Origin of the sequence: Nonomuraea pusilla (assembly GCF_900109355.1) — a bacterium.
Classification (GTDB): domain Bacteria; phylum Actinomycetota; class Actinomycetes; order Streptosporangiales; family Streptosporangiaceae; genus Nonomuraea; species Nonomuraea pusilla.
Genome location: NZ_FOBF01000005.1, coordinates 98457 through 116620, shown reverse-complemented (window position 1 = coordinate 116620; position 18164 = coordinate 98457). Strand labels below are relative to the sequence as shown.

Sequence of the window (18164 nt, the reverse complement as noted above, 5' to 3'; positions counted from 1 at the left end):
TCGGGTTGCGAGCTACGGGGTTACGCTAAACGCTCACATCGATGTCATGGGCAAGGCATTGTGACCCGATGCACACGAGGAGTTGAGATGCGGATCGGTGAGCTGTCCGCCCGGACAGGAGCAAGCCGTCGATCGCTGCGCTACTACGAGCAGCAGGGCCTGCTGGTCAGCACGAGATCGCCCAGTGGCCAGCGGTGCTACAACGACGATCACGTCCAGCGGGTGGCGCTGATTCAGACATTCCTGGCCGCCGGCATGTCCACCATGAGCATCGCTCAGATGGTCCCCTGCATGGCGGAGCCCACCACGGCCAAGGCCCTGCATGCCTTGGCCGTCATGAATCATGAGCGAGCCCGCCTTACATCGACGATCGACAGCCTCACGGCCGCCAGGGAAGCGCTTGATCACCTGATCGAGGTCAACCGGTCCTTCCTGGCGAATGCGGCGGATGCTGCTTGAGTGACGGTGGGCGATAGCGGTGACATGACGTGGCCTTCAGGAAGCCGGTCAATCCGTCCCGTCGAGGCGCGCCGTTGTTGACTGCGGGGCCGTCGCCGGCCTGTGGCGGTACTGCCTCGACCTGCTCGACGCCGCCGCGGATACGGGAACCTCCGCTCGTGCAGCCGCTCAGGTTCAGGGTTCGCGCCGGGCGGCCGGAGTGACGGGGTGACCGGCGCACCAGACGGCGCGGATGTCGCGGGTGGCTGTGATGTCCCGGGTCGGGTCGCCGTTGACCAGCAACAGGTCGGCCCGCATACCCGGCCGGACGGCGCCCCGGTCGACCAGGCCGAAGGCGCGGGCAGGCAGCACGGTCGCCGAGCGCAGGATCTCCACCGGCGTCATTCCGGCCCGCGCCATCAGCTCGAATTCGTGATGCAGGCTCTCGCCGTGGGGCACGGGCAGCGGCCCGGACGGCTCGGCGTTCGCGTCCGTCCCGGCGAGGATCTCAACACCGGCCCGGTGCAGACGGCCGACGTCGCCCAGCACCTCCCCCAGGAGGTCGGCCCGCCCAGACGGCGGGCCGGAGGTCATGAAGGCGGTGAGCAACGCCTCCATCATGGTGATCGTCGGGATGGACCTCTGGCCGGCGCTCCTCATCGCGGCCACGTCGTGCGCCCGGACCCCGCCGGCGATCGGCGTGTGCGTGACGAACTCCGCTCCCGACTCCACGGCCATCGTGTAGGCGCCCGGGGTGGCGGCGTGCACGATCGTCTTGAGCCCGTACTCGCGTGCCGCCTCCACCAGCGCGCGCAGCGCGTCCGCGGGCGGCCCGCCCTCGCCGGGGGCCTCGGCGACGCCCTTGATGTAGTCGACACCCTCCGCCGCCCGCGCCTCGACGTGCCGCCGGGCATCGGCTGCCGTCAGGATGACGGCTTCCGGCGGCATTCCCGGCATGCGGGCGTGGTGGCCGCCCGGCCCGATGGCGGGCAGTCCGGCAGTACGGAAGTCGGCTGCTCCCCCGGCCTCGCGCAGCGAGGCCACCCGCTCGGCCGGCCAGCAGGCCATGTCGAGCCCGGTCGTCACTCCCCAGGTGGCCAGGGCGGCCAGGTTCCCGGGGTCGTGCAGGTGGACATGCGCGTCGATCAGCCCGGGCAGCAGCGCCGCCCCAGCCGCGTCGATCTCCTCCGCCCCTGCGGGATCGTCGCCGATCAGCGCACCGTCGATGACGACGGTACGGGGCTCGCCGAGCCGTTTGCCATCGAAGACCCGCACATTGCGCAAGGCTGTCCTGCCGTCAGTGGACATGGGCCACCCGCCTCAAATAGGGAACAACTTTGTTCACTAACGGAGGCTAGCACGGCGAAGTGCGTGATAATCCGTCCTCATGAGTCCTACCCGCCGCCGCGGAGACGCCCTCACCACCGCGATCTTCCAGGCCGTCCTGAGCGAACTGGCCGGGAGCAGCTTCGAGGAGCTGACGTTCGACAAGATCGCCTCCGCGGCCGGGACCGGGAAAGCGGCCTTGTACCGGCGCTGGTCCACCCCGGCCGAACTCGTCCTCGCCGCGCTGAGCGACCCCGCGACCGGCTTCGGCGAACCGCCGGCGCCGCCCGGCACGGGCGCACTGCGCGATGACCTGATCGCCCTGCTCGAGCACTTCGTACGGGCGCTCGACGAGCCGCGTGGCCGCGCGCTGCTCCCGCTCATCGCCCACCGCCACCGCCATCCCGAGCTGTTCGAGCAGGTCCACCGGCTGGTGGTCCGCCCGCATCAGGAAGTACTGCTGTCCGTCCTGCGCCAGGCGGTCGAACGCGGCGAAGCCGCACCCGGCAGCCTCACCCCGCGCGTCGTCTCAGTCGGGCCGCGCCTGATCCTCCTCCAGGCATGGGAGGGCGGTCTCGTGGGCTCCAGCGAGATCGCCTCCATCGTCGATGAGGTGCTCATTCCGCTGACCAGGCCATGACCCCCTGGTCGGCACCCCGCAGGGCGGCAGTGCGAGACGAAAGGTGCAGGTTGTGAGTCGCCGCCCGTACCGCTGGAAGCCGCCGAAAAGCGGAAGGTCGGCTAGGCCCCGCCCCTGACCGCCTCCCACACCCTCATGGATGCAGCCCTCTGGCACCGCCAGGGCGGTCAGGTGGTACGCCGAGCAGCGGGTACTGCTGGACGGCGCAAGTCGATCACTTTTTCACAATAGGCCCCACAAGCATCGGGCGGTCGAGCATGTCCGGCCTGAACGGCACCCCGGTGACCTTCGCCGCCAGGGCGAAGCCCCTTGGCACGGCGGTGTCGTAGTTGTCCTCCCAAGCGGCGTCCCACGCGGCCTCGTCCTCCGGCTTGTCGAGCCCCATGCCCAGCTCCCGCATGAAGCCGTTGAGCCTGTCAGGGTCGGAGCCGTAACGCTCGTGCGGGTGCCGCAGCGGGTAACCGGTGACAAGCGTGCCGTCGATCGCGTACGCGAAACTGTGCTCGGCGGCGTAGTCGTGCCGGGTGACCGCCAGGACCTCACAACCCTGCGACAGCGCGGTCACCACCTCGTGGAGCGTAACCATCCAACCGTGGGGCTCGATGGCCACGCACCACTCGCCGGCCTTGAAGACACCCACGTAGCCGCCGCCATCCCCGCCGTCCGTCTCGTCGACGAACTCGTAGGCCTTGTCGCCGAGCCCGCCGAAATCCGACTCCTGGCCGGAGCTCTCACCGCGACTGAAGCGGCGCACCACCTCCGCCGGGTCGAGCCCGCGGAAGAAGGCCACGCTGAAGATCACACCCAGTGCGCCGCCGCCCGAGCTCTCGGACACGTTGAGCCACTGGAACGGGGCCAAGGGGTCGAATGTCGTCATGCGGGACATGGTGGCAGGCCGTACCGACAATCAGCCGAGATCTGCGGCCACCCCAATGAAGGCCCACATTGGAGTTGACCCGTTTTATGGATTCCTGATCCCTGCGGAGGAAGTGTTGAAAGCAGCCGGTACAGCAACACCGCCTTACAGGGTCGCTCTCCACCGACTCGCATCTGCCATCCGAGCAGGGCAAGAGGCCGTTGATGAGGCGTCCGCCCTTCCCTATGGATCAGATGGTCAGGGGTTTGTTCGAGTCCTCTCGGCCGCGCACAGCAGAAGGACCCGCTGCCAGGGATGACCTGGAACAAGCTTCGCGTTTGTCAGGACAGTCCTGGGATCTTGCTAATAACGCACCCCCAGGTCGAAGGACGATACTGCTGTCTATCCTCTATGCCAGGCTCAAGTGGGACAGAGACGGCTTCGACGCCGACCAGCGTCTGCTCGGCGTGGAACCGACGACCCAGGCGAACGATCGGGCAGTCAGGCCAGCTTGTAGAGCGCCGCGAGCCGCTGCGCCGCAGCTACAGGAAGTCGCGTACGACCCGGGTGCCGGCGAGGCGGTCGTGCAAGGTGCGGGCGGCCGGGTCGGCCAACGACCACAGACCGTCCACCAAGAGCATCACCAGCCCGCCCTGTGGCACGCAGACGAGGACAGGGAAAACGAGCGCCCGGACCGCGGCCCTGCGCCAACCCGGCCAGTGTCCGGTATCGGTGGAGATGACGCGGAGGCGCATGAGCCGCTTGCCGAACGTCCGTCCCGTCAGGACGTAGAAGAACGCGGGCACGGCGACAAGCGGCGACGTCGGTTCGTTGACCGTGAACCAGTTCAGGAGACCGTAGTCCAAGCTGCTGAGCCCGCCCTCGAAGAGGCCCAGGAAGGCGACGAAGACCAAGTAATCGAAGGTGAACGCCACCGCCCGTCGCCCGGCGGATCCACTCGGCCATGTGTCCCTTGCGGTCCGGGCGGCCAGCAGCACCAACAACGCGGAGAGCAGGAGGGCCGACTCCGCAGGCCCGTAGGCGGTCGCCACGGTCGTGAACCATTCGCCGCTGAGTACAGGGATCACCGAGCAGCCGTCCGAAGCCATGTACGCAGGACCAGCTGGCCCGACAACCGCGAGAAGAACGAGCAGGCCAGCCACCCGACGCCCGATGATCGCCCTGTTCTCGGTGGCCGCCGACATACAGAACCCCGCAAGGACAAGGATGGCGGGCACACCCCATTGGACGGCCAGGCCCGCGATGTCGTAGGCGTCTCCCAGGGATGCCGATGCCAGTCTGGTGAGGCCGAAGCCGCCAGTGTCAGAGGACTCCACGCAGCCGAGGACGGTGTAGGAGGACCCGTACTCGAATTGCCAGGCATTCCAGGTCGAGTACGCTGCGGCGGCCAGGGCGGCCACCCAAGCAAAGTGGGCTAATCGCGACAAGATGATCTCCGTTTTCGCGACACCCTAGCGGTATGGCCGGCCCTCCATATTCACACGCGGCACGGTGGTAGCGGCGTTGATCGGGTGGGCTTCCAAAGACTCAGAGCGGGCTCGTCCGTGATCCAGCGTTTCGGCTGATCAGAACGTCAACGTGGACCGACGTGTCGACTGAAAGAGGCGCTGGCCCGGGGTCTTGCTCACGCTGTTGCTGACGACCTACCCGGATGTCGGTGTACGGAACTGGAAGCAGATCAAGCAGGAAGGGCTGCTGAGCAGGCATTCATGACAGCGGTGGACGTCCATAGAAGATATCGAACTGGCTACGGATCAGAAGGTCAGGGGTTCGAGTCCTCTCGGCCGCGCTCCAGGCCAAAGGCCCTCCGGGATCATCCCGGAGGGCCTTTGTCGTGTCCGTACAGCAGCGTTGTACAGCAACGCATACCCACACAGCTGGTCTTCTACAGACAGCGCACGAAGACGAACCCCGTAGGGCTGTCGCGATGCTTGACGATCTCCAACACCAGCTGCAGCTTCTACGTGGCCCACGCCACTGCCCACATAGCCGCGTTCGCTCCCGCTCCAGGCGTACTCGCGAACAGCTTGTTCACAGGCGATCGACGGACTGCGCAATCATGTGGGCATGGATCGCGCAGCCCCCTCCGAACGCCTTCCCCCAGAGTCCGGCCTGATCAAGGTGTGGTTTCGGTTCATACCTCGGGAGGGTTGGCTTCCCTACGACACCGAAGGGCTTTGGGCCACGCGCTTAGCCGGCGACACCGCCCGAGTGGCGAACGTCCCGTTCCTGCAGGACGGGGTGGCTGAGGGCGACGTGGTGCGCTTCATCACCGACGACAGCGGACTCCACTGGGCTTGTGAGCGGCTGGAAGCGTCCGGCAACTGCACGATCCGGGTACTGCCGGTGCCCGATGGACCGCTCGGACGAAGCGCGCATGCCGTGCACGAACAGTTGGCACCGTTCGGACTGGGCGGAGAATCCTTCACTCCGGAGCTTCCTCTGATCGCCTTCACCGTGCCGGCCGACGCAGACCTCAGGCTGATAAAGACGATGCTGACGCGCGGTCAGATGGATGGCTGGTGGCACTTCGAGGAGTCCTGCGTCACCGACGCCTGGCGAAACGCTTGACGATCAGTTCGTTCACGAGCGCGGAAGCCAGCGGCCTTGCTCAGGCACCGCCGAGGCCCTCCCGGAGGCGGTGAACCCAGTCAGCAGGGAAGACCTGCTCAAGTCGTTCCCTGCTGACCTCCAGCATCCCCTCCTTCGCCAAGGGCAGGAGAGCGCCGTCCTGAACGGCTTTGTGATCCTCAGGCGCCGGGCAGATCAGGACGGCGAGGATCCAGCACGTCCGTTGAACCTCCTCGATCCCGGTCGTGCAGATCATGCTTTCGATGGGCGCCCACGCCGTCTGTACGGCAAGACCAACCAGTGCTTCGAGAAGAGGATTGCGGCGCTCGGCCTTCCGAGTCTGCACGATAACCGTCGTCACGTATTCCGGTATTCGGTTCATGGCTGTCGAGAAGCTCTCAATGACCTCAGCCATGGCAACGAGGAGATCACACCAGAAGTGATCGGTGAGTCGTCTTCTCACCTCTCGCGGCTTGCCGCCTCCGAACCCCTCATCGAGTTCCCCTATCACCAAGAGCTTCCCCGGCAACTATGACGTGATGCCCAGACCGCCCCTGACCAGGCGGGCGAGAAACGGGCGCGCACCCGACGGCCCTCTCCTCAACTCGAAGAACCGCACGCAGATGACCTGGTACTGCCCGAACCTCCCCGGGGCCGGCCCGGGCAAGCAGTGCGACGAGTATCCGTTCGCCTCCACCAACCAGGCGATCGGTGTCGAAGGCCGGCTCATCAACAACGTCCGGACGCCCACCTTCAACGCCTCACTTCGTCAGGTGAGCACCGACCACAACCAAGCCGCAGGACGCGACCTGGCGGCCCTTCTACGCCCGCTACCGCGTCTTCACCTCTGGCCAGCTCGAAGGCGGCGCGGGCGACTGGCCGTCCAATGCCCTCTGGGTCAGAATCCGCAACGGCGCACCACCGTCATAACGTCATGGCCGGGAGAGGGCCTCGCCCTCTCCCGGCTCCTCCACCATCGGAAGGTGAGCATGCAGCCGCCGACGCACCTGCACGATCTCCTGGTCTCGACCATCTTCACCGAGGGACTCGATGACGAGATGGACCTCTGGACGCTGGGATTCAGCGCCCTCTGGGTCAAAGGGATGGATCGCGACGCCGTCGCCGAGGCCTTCTCCCTGGACCTCGTCACCAGCACGCCGAGCCACTTGAACGAATTGCTCGACAACAGTGAGGAAGGCGGGCCCACCTGGGTGGGCGAGGCCGGAGGATGGACCTGCATCATTCCGGGGCCGACCGACGACGATTTCCTGCTGCCGTTGACGGCGGGCGGGCGGGAGGCGCTCTGCTTCAGTATGGATATGGGCGGCCATGACCACTTCAAGTATCTGAAGGACGGGGAGGTGGTTGTCGCCTTCCAGCCCACCTGGCCCGACCCCGTGCACGGGAGCGATCCGCACGCGCTCGACCACCTCATGGAAGGGCTGCGCTTCCAGACCAGCGGCGACGACGTCATCGAGGATCGCGTGGACGAGGGCGAGAGCATCAGCTCCGTCCTGACGCTGATCGGCCGGATCACGGGGACGGACATCGCCGCTGACTGGCTTGAGGCGACGCACTCGCTCATCTACCCTCGCTAGTGCGTTGACCACGATGATTCGCCGAGTGCGGTGGTCAGGCTGCTCGGGATCGTGGTCGGCCGCAGCGTTGCCGGCGTTCGCTGCGGATGCGGGCTCGTTCTTTGCGTTGAGCTTCCTGCCTGTAGCTCGCGGGCCAGGACGGGGTGGTTGGCCGGGTCGCTGTTACCCAGCACGAAGCGGCGGAGCGGGCCGAAGTGTGGCTCGATCGGGTTGGCCCAGGAGGCTGCGGTCGGGGTGAAGCACAGTTCGGCCTTGTGTCTGCTGGCCCAGGAGCGAATGCGCCGGGTCTGGCTGCCTGGCCAGTTGTCGGCGATGACGTAGATCGGGGCGCCGTCAGGGCGGGTAGCGCGGATGCTCTTCAGGGCGGTCGAGGTGTGGTCGCCGCTTTTGCGCAGCCGGGTGACGCCCCACAGGCGATCTTCGCCGATGCTGTAGCAGCGCGACGACGTGAACGGGCGCCCCCGCCAGGAGCAGTGTGGTGGCGTGGATGTGCCGGAGATCGTGGAGCCGGGCACGCGGCAGCTCGGCGCCCGCGCGGGCTTGGTTGTAGCGCTTGATCAGGGTTGGGAAGAGCGAACTGGGAGCTTGTCCGCGGCTTGCTGAGAGCGTTGCGCACGGAAGAGACCTGCACCGTCCGCGCGTCGAGGCTCACAACGCGCTTACGACCGCTCTTGGTGGTGCCCTCAACACGTTAGCCGTCGATGAACGAGGCCGAGCGCGCAGATTCCACACCGGGAGGTTCCCCTTCCCCGACGCGGTGACGAGTACGGGACACGTCACCGAGGCGGGTGACGCCGAGTGGGGTCTGGTAGGCGGGCATGTCCTCGCGGACCGGTCGGCCGGTCTTGACGTGCACCCGGGTACTCCACGGTGCCGTCCAGGTCGTGACCAGGCGCGTCGCCGCTCAGCGGAGCGCCGATCGGCTTCAGCGTGGCGGCGTCCCAGACGCGAACCGTCTCCCCGGTTCCCGCAAGCGGGACGAACCGGGCAGCGGCGGGGCCGCCACCAGGAGTAGGGCGAGTACGGTCTTCAGCACGCGGGTCATGACGTCAGCCGCCAGTACCAGACCTGCTTGTCGACGCCCGCCGCGACCAGCACCGGCGTTCCTTCGAGCGTGCCCAGGGCCATCGTCTGGATCTCCGGGACATGGAGTTCCGGCGTGAGCGGCTTCCTTGTCGCCAGGTCCCACAACCGGATGAAGTATCGGCCCACGTACTCGCCATCGGCGAAGCGGGTCTGCACGACGGCGATCGATCGGCCGCGTACGGTGCCGACCAGGACAGGCGTGCCGCCCAGGTTCGCGAGCCGGCCGAGCGGGCGGCCCGTGTCGGCGTCGTTGAAGCGGACGCGGCCGCTGCCGTAGTGGGTGAGGACGACAGGATCACAGCCGATGCGGGCGGTGAACGCGCCCTCGTACGGATCCGGAATCTCGCCGGGCAGCCGTAGCGGGCTCACGTCGATGGGCGGACGCTCCCGACCGGCGGCGATGTCCCACACGTGCAGCGTACGACCGTCCCAGCTCTTGCGCGTGCCGGCCCGGTAGAGCGCCACCGCGTCCGCGCCGAGCCGGGTCAGGTCGACGCCTTCGCCGGTGGTCTCCGGGTCCAGGTCGAGTCGGCCGAGCTGCTGCCGGGTACCCAGATCCCAGATCGAGAAGGTCTCCCTGTCCTCCCCGTTCTCCCTCGCGACGACGGCCGTCCGTCCGCCGCGCCGGACGAGCTGGAAGTCACGCAGGCCCGGCAGGCTCCCGGCCTCGGTGAAGTCCGCCAGCCTCAAGATCTTGAGGTTGTCGCGGGAGACGATCGCCACCGGCACGCCGTTGACCTCGGTCACGGCCAGGCCGCTCACCCACGCGCCGTTCTCCTCGTCGTCTTCGGACTCCGGCGCGAAGCGGTAGGCCCTGCCGCTGAAGGCGCGACTCTTCAGATCCCACATCCGCAGCACGCCGTCCTTGGCGGCGGTCAACACGATCGTCCTGCCGTTGACCGTGCCAAGCGCCAGGTCCGTCACCTCGCGGACCGGGCCCGCGGTCGCCGTTCTGCTCAATTCCCTGCCCGAGGTCAGGTCCCACAGTCTGATCGTGTTGTCCCGGCTGCCGCTGAGCGCGACCGGCCTGCCGTCCAGCCGGCCGATCTCCAGCGTGGTCACGGCCCGCTCATGGCCGACGAGTGTCCTGAGCCGCCGATGCGTACGCGCGTCGCGGACAATCACGGCGCTGCCCGTCGTCGACTCGTCGAAGTCGTGATCGTTGTTCTCGCCGGCGAGGACGACGCCCTCGCCCACGGCGAAGGAGGAGTAGTTCTTGTCGTCCCGGGTGTCCTGGCCGGGGCCTTCCTGGTCCGCGTAGTAGCCGTCGGTCCGACGCCTGCCGAGATCCCAGGAGCCGAGCCACCCGTACCGGAGGGCGAACACGGTGGTTGTGCCGTTCTTCTCAAGGATGCCGATCTTGCCGGAGTCGCTGAAGTACGGGCCCGTCTCCTCGGTCTCGGCGTCCTCCGACCACTCCGCGAGCGGGCGGCCGACCTGGCGGCCGGTGGCTGGGTTCCACACGCGGAGCGTGCCGTACTGGGAGATCAGCTGCGATCCCGATGCGGCCAGGGCTGACCCGGAAGGATCGATGTCCTCGCCGCGGGCGACGGTGAACTGCCTGACCAGCGACCGCGTACGCAGGCTCCATACCCGGACGATTCCCTTGTCGTGCCCGGTGTACAGGGTGCCGGGGCCGAAGGCGAAGGCGAAGATCCTGCCGGGGATGCTCAGCAGTCGCTTGCGGGTGTCGAGATCCCACAGCCGCCCGCCGTCCGTGCCCGTGGTGAACAGCGCTGCGCGACCACCGATCTCGGTGTATCCCGCGCGGGTGCCCTTCATCGGCTTGGCGGCCGGTTCGAGCGAGGGCAGCTTCCAGAACCGCACGCTCCCTTCGCTGCCCGCGCTGATGGCGATGGGCTTGCCCTTCAGCCGGCCGAAGACGACGGAGTTGAGGTCGCTGTGGCCGCCGGTCTCCAGCATTTCCCTGGACGACAGCTTGATCGGCTTCACCGGGCCGCCCGTCTTGGTGCACGGCTCCGGCTCTGCCGCTCCCAGTACGGGGGTGCGGGACGGCCCGGCGACTTCCAGTTTGGGAGTTCGGGACGGCCCGGCGACGGGAGCGGGTTCGGCGGCGCCTGAGCAGCCGGCCACGAGGAGGAGGGCGACGACCACTCTCAGCTTGAATGCCGAAACCATGCCGCCTCCCCCTGACGATCACGTCACTTTAGCGGGATTTACATAACTTCCGAACCTGTCAATTTTGTTTGAGGCGGCTGAGCTGGGCTGATTCTGTCGGCTTCTCTGCCGTGTCCTTCTGGTCAGTCGTCGTGAGGGACTTGGGCTTGTTGGTCCACGCTGCTCCAGGTAGGCCGGGCGGGTTCGGAGTAACCGCGCGGGCGAAGCGGTAGACGGCGATCCCTTCTGATCGGTCCTCGAATCCTCAAGATGTACTCATGACCGCTGGTCGGTTCCGACGACAAGCGTGTAGTCAACGCCGGTGCGGAAGTCTCCGGAGGACCCGCGAATGGTCAGTTTGTGACGGCCGGCCTTCAGTGGCGGGAGGCGTACCCAAGCACCACAAGCGTATGACGTGGTCGTTCCCTCCTCACCGGTGAGAGGATTGCCCGCTACACCTGTCACGGTGACGTTGTCGTCCTCCATCCGTTCCGGCGTGATCGCCTTGTCGTCAAGGGTGGCCTTGCCTTTCGCTGTGGCCATGAACTCCCTGCATTGCGCCTCGGTGCCGGTCAGATTCACTAGCGGGAAGACCACCGGTCTTCCCGCGGGAACCCTGCATGTGCGCTGCAAGGTGCCGCCAAAGGTCCCAGCGAGAAACCACACGTCCTCTGGCTGGTTCCGATCGCAGAACTCCCCTGTCGTGTCCATCACAGGATTCGTGCTCTCGGCTTCGGAGGCCGCCCACGTCCACCAACGTCCTTGGATCGTCTCCGCCGCCGCGTCCTCCGGCTTTGAGGGCACGATGCCGCCCGTGCCGCTTTCCGCGGCCATGCCACAGCCAGCGAGGAGACCGAGAACCAGCAGAAGCGGTATAGCGGATCGAGGGGACATCCGGAAATCATAGGCTTGATGAGCACAAGGTGACCAATGGTTCTTCCGTGATGATTGTGCCTGAAATATCCGATCAGGGAACACCAAAATGGATGAGGGCAGAGCAGGTCACGGTTGGGGGCAGGTCGCATCCTCGGAGCGGTGTAAAAGCTCAACGAGGTAGGTGCCGTGCATGGATGGCGGCCTCGGTGACGGGTGCCAAGACCGCGTCTTCGGTCGGGTGCAGCAGGGCCCGGTGGAGGTCGTGCAGGATACGCAGGCCGTTGCTGGTCGTGGTGAAGCCGCGCCAGCCGGGGGCGGCGCGGGGCGCGTTGATCTCGACCGGCCCGACGTCGGCGAGCGCGGTCTTGATGCCGTCGGAGGCCGGCTGCCGTTGCGGGTGTCACCCGTCTCGCCTCCGCTTCGCCCGTGCTTGTCGTAGCCGAGATGGTGGGTGATCTCAGAGCACCAGTTCGGTCGGTCGAGCAACTGCCGGCCAAGTGGTTGAGGAAGGTGTCAGTCGAGGGACAGGCCTGCGGCCGGGGTCACCTGGGCGGCCCGGCGTGCCGGGAGGACGGCGGCGAGGAGTCCGGCCAGAGCGGTGGTGAGGACGACGATGCCGAGTGATGGCCAGGGGACGTGCATGGTGGCGTCGCTGAGAGCCCGTTTCACGATCGTCTCGTAGCCGACCCAGGCGAACCCGACGCCGATCACGGTGCCGAGCAGGGTGGCCGCCACTGACAGCAGCACTGCCTCGGTCACCAGCATCCGCCGCAGTTGCCTGCGGGTGAGCCCGAGCGCGCGCAGCATCGCGTGTTCGCGGGCGCGTTCGAGTACGGAGAGCCCCAGGGTGTTCGCGATCCCGATCAGGGCGATCACGACGGCGATGCCGAGCAGGCCGAGCGCTGACCAGGTGTAGATTCCCAACTGCTGGTCCAGCGACTCCCAGGTCCGCAACCCGTTCTCGACCGTCGCGCCGACCGGGTCCGCGAGTTCGTCGAGGTCACCGCCGAGTCGAGCAGGGTCGGCGCCGGAGGAGGCGCGGATCCAGATGGCATGCGGTTCGGGGGTGTCGGTGAGCGTCGCCAGCGTTTCGGGCGCTACCACGCCCGCCGGGCCCCAGCCGGTGCCGACGGCGACCCGCAACTGGGCCCATCGGTCGCCGACGCGTACCGTGACCCGGTCACCGGGCCGGAGACTCAGGCCCTTGCCGAAGGCCTCGGAATCGATCCTGATCTTCCCCGGCTCGACCCGTGCGAACGCCCCGCCGTCGCGGGCCACCTGCTCCGCGGCCGGCGCGGTGACGACCGGGATCGGTTCGCCGAGCCCGGCCACCCGGGCGACGGCGCCGTCCACTGAAATGGCCCGCTCGACACCGGGAGTGCGACGTACCCGGTCGAGGAGGTCGGTGGCGACCGGCCCCTCGGCCGAGGTGAGTGCCACATCGATGGGGTGGTCCCGACCGATCTGCTCGTTCAGGGACGAACGCCAGGTGGCCATGCCGGTGAGTACGGCGGTCGTCAGGGTGACGCCGACCAGCAGGGAGGCGGTGGTGGTGGCGGTCCGCCGCGGGTTGCGCACAGCGTTCCTGGTGGCCAGCCGCCCGGCGGGCCCGAGCAGCGCGCCGGTGATTCGAACCAGGCGGGGAACGAGCACCGGCCCGAAGAGGAGTACGCCGGCGAACACCGATCCTCCGCCTGCCACCATGAGGGCCGTACTGCCCTGGACCATCGCCGTCCCGAGCAGGACCAGCCCGGTGACCAGGAGGAGCGCCGCGAGCGCCAGCCGCACCAGACCGGTGGCCGTGTGCGCGTCGACCGCGGTGTCGGGGCGCAGCGCCGCCAGCGGGCTCACCCGGACCACACGCCGGGTCGGCAACCAGGACGCGACCATGGTGACCACCAGGCCGACGCCGAACCCGCCCAGCAGCCAGGGCACGGGCAGCCCGGCGGCGCCCATCGGGACGGTGGGCGCGAGGGCGTTGATCAGGGCGATCAGCCCGTGGCCGAGGCCGAGACCGACCAGTGTCCCGGTCAGCGACGCGAGCACCCCGACGACGGCCGCCTCGCGGCGTACCGAACGCACCACCTGCTGCCGGGTCGCGCCGATGCAGCGCAGCAGTGCGAAGTCGCGGAGTCGTTGCGCGAACAGGATGGAGAACGTGTTCGCGATGACCAGGGCCGAGACGAAGAGCGCGATGCCAGCGAACAGCAGCAGCATCACCGACAAGCTGTCCACCCTGTTCTGGACGTAGGTCAGCCGCTCCGCCGCGAACCCCTCCGGCGGCTGCGCCTTCGCGCCTCCCGGGAGCTGACCCACCTCGCCGCGCACCGCCACCGCGTTCAGATGGAGGTGGTCGCGCCACTGCAGCAGCTGCGGCCAGGTGACGTACATCGAGGCCTGGGCCGGGGGCGAGGGCGACAGCACGAGACCGACCACTCGTACGTCGCGCGCGGCGGCGCCCTCGCCGATCCGAACCCGGTCGCCGACCTCGATGTTCTCGGCCGAGGCGACGTACACGTCCGCGACCGCCTCGCCCGTGCCTGCCGGGAAGCGACCCGAGCTGAGCTTCTGCCAGCGCCACTCCTCCGAGGTGGCGATCGGCCCCACGGTCGCTTCGGGGAGCCGTCGGCCGTTCACGCGCACCGGCAGCGACGCCCGGCCGGTCGCGGCCGCGCCGTCGCCGTGTCGCTCGGTGAAGGCGATCGCGGCCTTCGGGTCCAGCTCGGACGACGGCCACCTCGCCGCCGAGACCACGTGGTCGGCATTGCGGTACGGCGCCCCCAGGCCGTCCATGAGTCCGCTCTGCGCCCCGGACGTGAGCACGCCGACCACGACGACGAAGGCGACTGCGACGGCGACCGCGATCGCCGCTGAGGCGTACCTGGGGATGTGGGTGCGCAGTGACGCCAGGAAGACGGTACGCATCAGACGATCCGCCCGTCCTGCATGGTGATCACGCAGTCGGCGTATGCCGCCGCGTCCCGCTCGTGGGTGACCATCACGACGGTCTGGCCGAACTCGCGCGCCGACCGGCGCAGGTGATCCAGCACCTCCGCCGACGCGGTGCTGTCCAGGTTTCCTGTGGGCTCGTCGGCGAACAGCAGGTCCGGCTGGGTGATCAGGGCCCGGGCGATCGCGACCCGCTGCTGCTGGCCGCCGGACAGCTCCGCGGGCCGGTGGCCGAGTCTGTCGGCCACGCCGAGGACATCGGCGAGCATGCGCGCGCGCTCCCGCGCCGCGTCGTCGATCCGGCCACCGCCCAGCTCGAGCGGGAGCACGATGTTCTCGCCCGCGGTGAGCATCGGCAGCAGGTTGAACGACTGGAACACGAAGCCGACGTGCTCGCGGCGGAAGATCGTAAGCGCGTCGCCGTCGAGTGTTCCGAGGTCGGTGCCGGCCACGGTGACGGTGCCGCCGCTGGGCTGGTCGAGCCCGGCCAGGCAGTGCATCAGCGTGGACTTGCCCGACCCGCTCGGCCCCATGATCGCGGTGAACCCGCGTCGCGGGAGGTCGAGGTCGATGCCCCGCAGGGCGTGCACCTGGGTGTCGCCTTGACCGTAGGTCTTGGTCAGGCCCCGAGCGCTGGCGGCCTGCTGGGGGGTGGTCGTCATGCCGCCAGTCAAGGCGGCGTGGTGTTGTCGGCACGTATGCGTTTTTCGATACGCCGGCGATATGTCCGGGCTCGTAGCCTCAGCGCCTGCGACATCGCGCCGAAGGCGGTGTCGGCGGCGCCGAAGACCTCTTGGAGCGCGTGGGGAGGGGATCGTGGACAGGGCGCCCGGGTTGAGCGTTCGCTTCAAGCTCACCCTCAGCCACGCCGCGTTCCTCATGCTTGCCGGCGCCTTGCTGCTCGCCGCCGCGTGGGTGTTCCTGCTGGTGTTCGGTCTCGTGGGGGGTGGATCCTCGCAAGGTGTCGGCCTGGGCCTGGCCGTCGTCAAGAGCATCACCCGCGCACACGACGGAACCCTCACCCTCGCCCTCCGCTCCGCCGGCGGGCTCCGCGTCACGGTGCGACTACCTGCCGCACCACCGCACAGCGGCAGCTGACGATCAGGTGCGAGCTCGATCACGCCGGAGTCATCAATTGACGGCCCGGTAAATGCCGCGTCCGGTTCGCCGTGCCGAACGGCCTCGTTGACCGTTGACGCGATATGCGTAGAACATGCTCCGCTGACCACTATGGTCAGTTTCGCGCGGCTAGACCTGTACTATCCTGGCCGCTCTGGAAGGGATCAATTATTAAGGATTTCGCCATGCCAGTCGTCTGGGCAGCATTAGCGATTCTCTGCGTCATTTGCCTGCTTAATCTCGTGCTCACCGTCGCAGTGATCCGGCGGCTTCGCGAGCACACCGAGCTGATCAACCGGCGGAGCGGGCAGTCCTCCGGGCAGGACGAGATCACCCTGCCCGCCGGGGCCCGGGTCGGCGACTTCCGCGTCGTGACGGGCGACGACCGGGTGGTGACCCGTGCTGACCTGCGGCAGGGCATGCTCGTGGCCTTCTTCTCGCCCCGCTGCCCGGCCTGTGAGGAGCACAAGCCCGCCTTCATCCGGTACGCGTCCGGCCTGCCAGGCGGGCGCGACGACGTGATAGCGGTGCTGCTGGGCTCGCCCGAGGAGCTCGGAGCCCTGCGCGAGGAGCTGAGCGGGGTCGCGCAGATCGTCACCGAGGCGGACGTCGACGGCGAGATGTCCACGGCGTTCGGCCTCCGCGGATACCCGGGCTTCTGCCTCATGGGCCAGGACGGCGTCCTCGCGGCGGCAGGGTTCCGGGCCGACGTCCTTTCCGAGTCCGCGGTCCTGTGACCACCGGCATGCGGGTGGCCGTCGCCGCCTGGCGGCTGGCCTGGCGGGTCGCGGCGCGTACCACGATCGCTCAGCTCGTGCTGACGGTGCTGGGCGCAGGCGCGCCCGTCGCCGTGGCGTGGCTGACGAAGGTCGTCTTCGATCAGCTGAGCACACCCGGCGGACCCGCGCACCTGGCGTGGCCGATCGCCGGTCTGGTCGCCGCGGGCGTCATGACCGCGCTGCTGGCGCAGGTGCTGCGCTATCTGCGGGCCGAGCAGGGACGAATCGTCGCGCTCGCCGCCCTCGACCAGCTCTACGCCGCGGTCAACCGGCTGGTCGGCCTGGGACGGTTCGAGGACCCGCAGTTCGCGGATCGGTTGCGCTTCGCCCGTCACACCGGCGGGTCGGGGCCGGCGGAGATCGTGGCCGTGAGCTTGAACCTGCTCCAGCAGGTCCTGGTGACCGCGGGGTTCGTCGTCTCCCTGGTCACCGTCAGCCCTGCTCTGGCGATCGCCGTCCTGGTCGGTGCGCTCCCCGCCGTCGGCGCCGAGTTCGCTCTCGCGCGCCGGAGGGCCGAGGCGATGAACACCGTGGGACCGATCGAGCGGCGCGAGCTCTTCTACGGCCAGTTGCTCTCCGATGTCGAGGCGGCCACCGAGATCAGGCTGTTCGGCGTCGGTTCCTTTCTCAGGGAACGGATGCTCGGTGAACGCCGTACCGCGAACAAGGTGCAGCGGGCGATGGACCGGCGGGCCCTCAGCACGGAGGCGCTGCTCACCGTGCTCTCGACCGCGGTGGCGGGCGGCTGCCTGGTCTGGGTGGTCAACGCCGCGGCCAACGGAACGGTGTCCGTCGGTGATGTGTCCATGCTGGTAGCCGCGGTCGCCGCCGTGCAGGCGGCCTTGCTCGGCATGGTGCGCGATCTGGCCGGAGCGCACACCCAGCTGCTGATGTTCAGTCACTACCTCGCCGTCGTGGAAGCGGAGCCGGATCTGCCGGTGCCGGCCCACCCCTGTCCGGTGTCGCCGCTGCGGCACGGCATCGAGCTGCGTGACGTCTGGTTCCGGTACCGTGAGGATCTCCCGTGGGTGCTGCGCGGCGTCACCATGACGATCCCCAGCGGGCAGGCGATCGCCCTCGTCGGCTACAACGGCGCCGGCAAGAGCACGATCATCAAGCTGTTGTGCCGCTACTACGACCCGGATCGCGGCTCGATCCTCTGGGACGGCGTCGACCTGCGCGACCTCGACCCGGTGCAGTTGCGCGCCCGCATCGCGGGGGTCTTCCAGGACTTCGTCTCCTATGAGTTGTCGGCCGCCGAGAACATCGGCATCGGTGATGTCGAGGCCCTGACGGATCGGTCGCGCATCGAGACCGCCGCGCGGGACGCGGGCGTGCACGACATGGTGCGCACGCTCCCGCAGGGGTACGACACGCTGCTCAGCCGCATCTACTTCGCCGGCGACGAACTGAACGGAACCACGCCGGGCACCATGCTCTCCGGCGGACAGTGGCAACGTCTCGCCATCGCGCGCAGCTTCCTGCGGGGCGGTCGTGACCTGCTCATCCTCGATGAGCCGAGCGCGCGCCTCGACGCCGAGGCCGAACACGAGATCCACCAGGGCTTCCAACGGCTGCGCGACGGCGGCACCAGCCTGCTGGTGTCGCACCGCCTCGGCACGATCCGCGATGCGGACCTCATCCTGGTGCTCGACGCCGGCGCCGTGGTGCAGGCCGGGCGGCACGACGAACTGGTCGCGGCGCCAGGGCCCTACGCCGAATTGTTCTCCCTCCAGGCCGCCGGATACCGCGATTGACCAGAACCCGAACCGATCTCTACTGTGGAT

Annotated in this window: 15 protein-coding genes and 1 pseudogene; 7 read left to right on the top strand and 9 right to left on the bottom strand. The window is 68.3% G+C overall.

Going from position 1 to position 18164, the window contains the following annotated elements; translation table 11 throughout:
- Nucleotides 1–87: 87 nt before the first annotated feature.
- Complete coding sequence (locus BMX74_RS12290; protein WP_055504404.1) at nt 88–459, top strand: MerR family transcriptional regulator; 372 nt, start codon at nt 88–90, stop codon at nt 457–459.
- Nucleotides 460–633: 174 nt separating this feature from the next.
- Here BMX74_RS12290 and BMX74_RS12285 read toward each other — a convergent pair whose 3' ends face one another.
- Nucleotides 634–1713 carry an amidohydrolase family protein gene (locus BMX74_RS12285; RefSeq protein ID WP_218153943.1) on the bottom strand — a complete coding sequence of 360 codons (1080 nt, stop codon included), beginning with the start codon at nt 1711–1713 and terminating at the stop codon, nt 634–636.
- A 112-nt stretch (nt 1714–1825) separates the two neighbouring features.
- On the opposite strand from BMX74_RS12285, the gene BMX74_RS12280 reads away from it, so the two are divergent.
- Nucleotides 1826–2404: a TetR/AcrR family transcriptional regulator gene (locus BMX74_RS12280; RefSeq protein ID WP_091100309.1), complete on the top strand. Its 579-nt coding sequence runs from the start codon at nt 1826–1828 to the stop codon at nt 2402–2404.
- A 214-nt stretch (nt 2405–2618) separates the two neighbouring features.
- On the opposite strand, the gene BMX74_RS12275 is transcribed toward BMX74_RS12280, so the two are convergent.
- Together BMX74_RS12275 and BMX74_RS12270 are read right to left on the bottom strand one after the other, a co-directional pair.
- On the bottom strand, nt 2619–3281 hold the full coding sequence (locus BMX74_RS12275; protein WP_055504401.1) for a DUF6461 domain-containing protein: 663 nt from the start codon (nt 3279–3281) through the stop codon (nt 2619–2621).
- 521 nt (nt 3282–3802) lie between these two features.
- The gene (locus tag BMX74_RS12270) at nt 3803–4681 is read right to left on the bottom strand and encodes an RDD family protein (RefSeq protein WP_091100306.1); all 879 of its coding nucleotides are present in this window, start codon (nt 4679–4681) and stop codon (nt 3803–3805) included.
- A gap of 667 nt (nt 4682–5348) precedes the next feature.
- Here BMX74_RS12270 and BMX74_RS12265 point away from each other — a divergent pair.
- Nucleotides 5349–5852, top strand: coding sequence for a DUF4265 domain-containing protein (locus tag BMX74_RS12265; protein ID WP_055505367.1), 504 nt, complete (start codon nt 5349–5351; stop codon nt 5850–5852).
- A gap of 40 nt (nt 5853–5892) precedes the next feature.
- On the opposite strand, the gene BMX74_RS12260 is transcribed toward BMX74_RS12265, so the two are convergent.
- A complete protein-coding gene (locus BMX74_RS12260) occupies nt 5893–6381 on the bottom strand; it encodes a hypothetical protein (RefSeq protein WP_143078630.1) in 489 nt (162 codons plus the stop codon).
- 94 nt (nt 6382–6475) lie between these two features.
- On the opposite strand from BMX74_RS12260, the gene BMX74_RS42965 reads away from it, so the two are divergent.
- Nucleotides 6476–7450, top strand: a complete 975-nt coding sequence (locus tag BMX74_RS42965) for a DUF6461 domain-containing protein (RefSeq protein ID WP_143078629.1) — start codon at nt 6476–6478, stop codon at nt 7448–7450.
- 34 nt (nt 7451–7484) lie between these two features.
- Here the strand turns inward: BMX74_RS42965 and BMX74_RS12245 are convergent.
- From BMX74_RS12245 to BMX74_RS12225, 5 genes and pseudogenes are all read right to left on the bottom strand, one after another.
- Nucleotides 7485–7887: pseudogene (locus tag BMX74_RS12245) on the bottom strand (transposase); the annotation flags it as partial.
- Nucleotides 7888–8491: 604 nt separating this feature from the next.
- The gene (locus BMX74_RS12240; RefSeq protein ID WP_143078628.1) at nt 8492–10675 is read right to left on the bottom strand and encodes a WD40 repeat domain-containing protein; all 2184 of its coding nucleotides are present in this window, start codon (nt 10673–10675) and stop codon (nt 8492–8494) included.
- 255 nt (nt 10676–10930) lie between these two features.
- Nucleotides 10931–11548 carry a signal protein gene (locus BMX74_RS12235; protein WP_218153942.1) on the bottom strand — a complete coding sequence of 206 codons (618 nt, stop codon included), beginning with the start codon at nt 11546–11548 and terminating at the stop codon, nt 10931–10933.
- 495 nt (nt 11549–12043) lie between these two features.
- Nucleotides 12044–14455 (bottom strand): ABC transporter permease, encoded by a 2412-nt coding sequence (locus BMX74_RS12230; protein WP_091100293.1) that lies wholly within the window; start codon nt 14453–14455, stop codon nt 12044–12046.
- On the bottom strand, nt 14455–15141 hold the full coding sequence (locus tag BMX74_RS12225; protein WP_091100290.1) for an ABC transporter ATP-binding protein: 687 nt from the start codon (nt 15139–15141) through the stop codon (nt 14455–14457). Before BMX74_RS12225 ends, BMX74_RS12230 begins: the two co-directional genes overlap by 1 nt.
- A gap of 172 nt (nt 15142–15313) precedes the next feature.
- On the opposite strand from BMX74_RS12225, the gene BMX74_RS46270 reads away from it, so the two are divergent.
- The 3 genes from BMX74_RS46270 (at nt 15314) to BMX74_RS12210 (ending at nt 18134) form a co-directional block, all read left to right on the top strand.
- Nucleotides 15314–15577 carry an ATP-binding protein gene (locus tag BMX74_RS46270; protein WP_305728650.1) on the top strand — a complete coding sequence of 88 codons (264 nt, stop codon included), beginning with the start codon at nt 15314–15316 and terminating at the stop codon, nt 15575–15577.
- Nucleotides 15578–15840: 263 nt separating this feature from the next.
- Nucleotides 15841–16335: a redoxin domain-containing protein gene (locus BMX74_RS12215; RefSeq protein ID WP_177227320.1), complete on the top strand. Its 495-nt coding sequence runs from the start codon at nt 15841–15843 to the stop codon at nt 16333–16335.
- The gene (locus BMX74_RS12210; RefSeq protein ID WP_256256907.1) at nt 16332–18134 is read left to right on the top strand and encodes an ABC transporter ATP-binding protein; all 1803 of its coding nucleotides are present in this window, start codon (nt 16332–16334) and stop codon (nt 18132–18134) included. The genes BMX74_RS12215 and BMX74_RS12210 overlap by 4 nt, the downstream gene beginning before the upstream one ends.
- Nucleotides 18135–18164 lie beyond the last annotated feature (30 nt).

Excerpts from the sequence above, each read along its gene's own strand:
- BMX74_RS12230 (WP_091100293.1), bottom strand. The coding sequence starts at position 14,455 with ATGCGTACCGTCTTCCTGGCGTCACTGCGCACCCACATCCCCAGGTAC.
- BMX74_RS12290 (WP_055504404.1), top strand. The coding sequence starts at position 88 with ATGCGGATCGGTGAGCTGTCCGCCCGGACAGGAGCAAGCCGTCGATCG.
- BMX74_RS12235 (WP_218153942.1), bottom strand. The coding sequence starts at position 11,548 with ATGTCCCCTCGATCCGCTATACCGCTTCTGCTGGTTCTCGGTCTCCTC.
- BMX74_RS12265 (WP_055505367.1), top strand. The coding sequence starts at position 5,349 with ATGGATCGCGCAGCCCCCTCCGAACGCCTTCCCCCAGAGTCCGGCCTG.
- BMX74_RS12280 (WP_091100309.1), top strand. The coding sequence starts at position 1,826 with ATGAGTCCTACCCGCCGCCGCGGAGACGCCCTCACCACCGCGATCTTC.
- BMX74_RS42965 (WP_143078629.1), top strand. The coding sequence starts at position 6,476 with ATGACCTGGTACTGCCCGAACCTCCCCGGGGCCGGCCCGGGCAAGCAG.
- BMX74_RS12240 (WP_143078628.1), bottom strand. The coding sequence starts at position 10,675 with ATGGTTTCGGCATTCAAGCTGAGAGTGGTCGTCGCCCTCCTCCTCGTG.
- BMX74_RS12225 (WP_091100290.1), bottom strand. The coding sequence starts at position 15,141 with ATGACGACCACCCCCCAGCAGGCCGCCAGCGCTCGGGGCCTGACCAAG.
- BMX74_RS12275 (WP_055504401.1), bottom strand. The coding sequence starts at position 3,281 with ATGACGACATTCGACCCCTTGGCCCCGTTCCAGTGGCTCAACGTGTCC.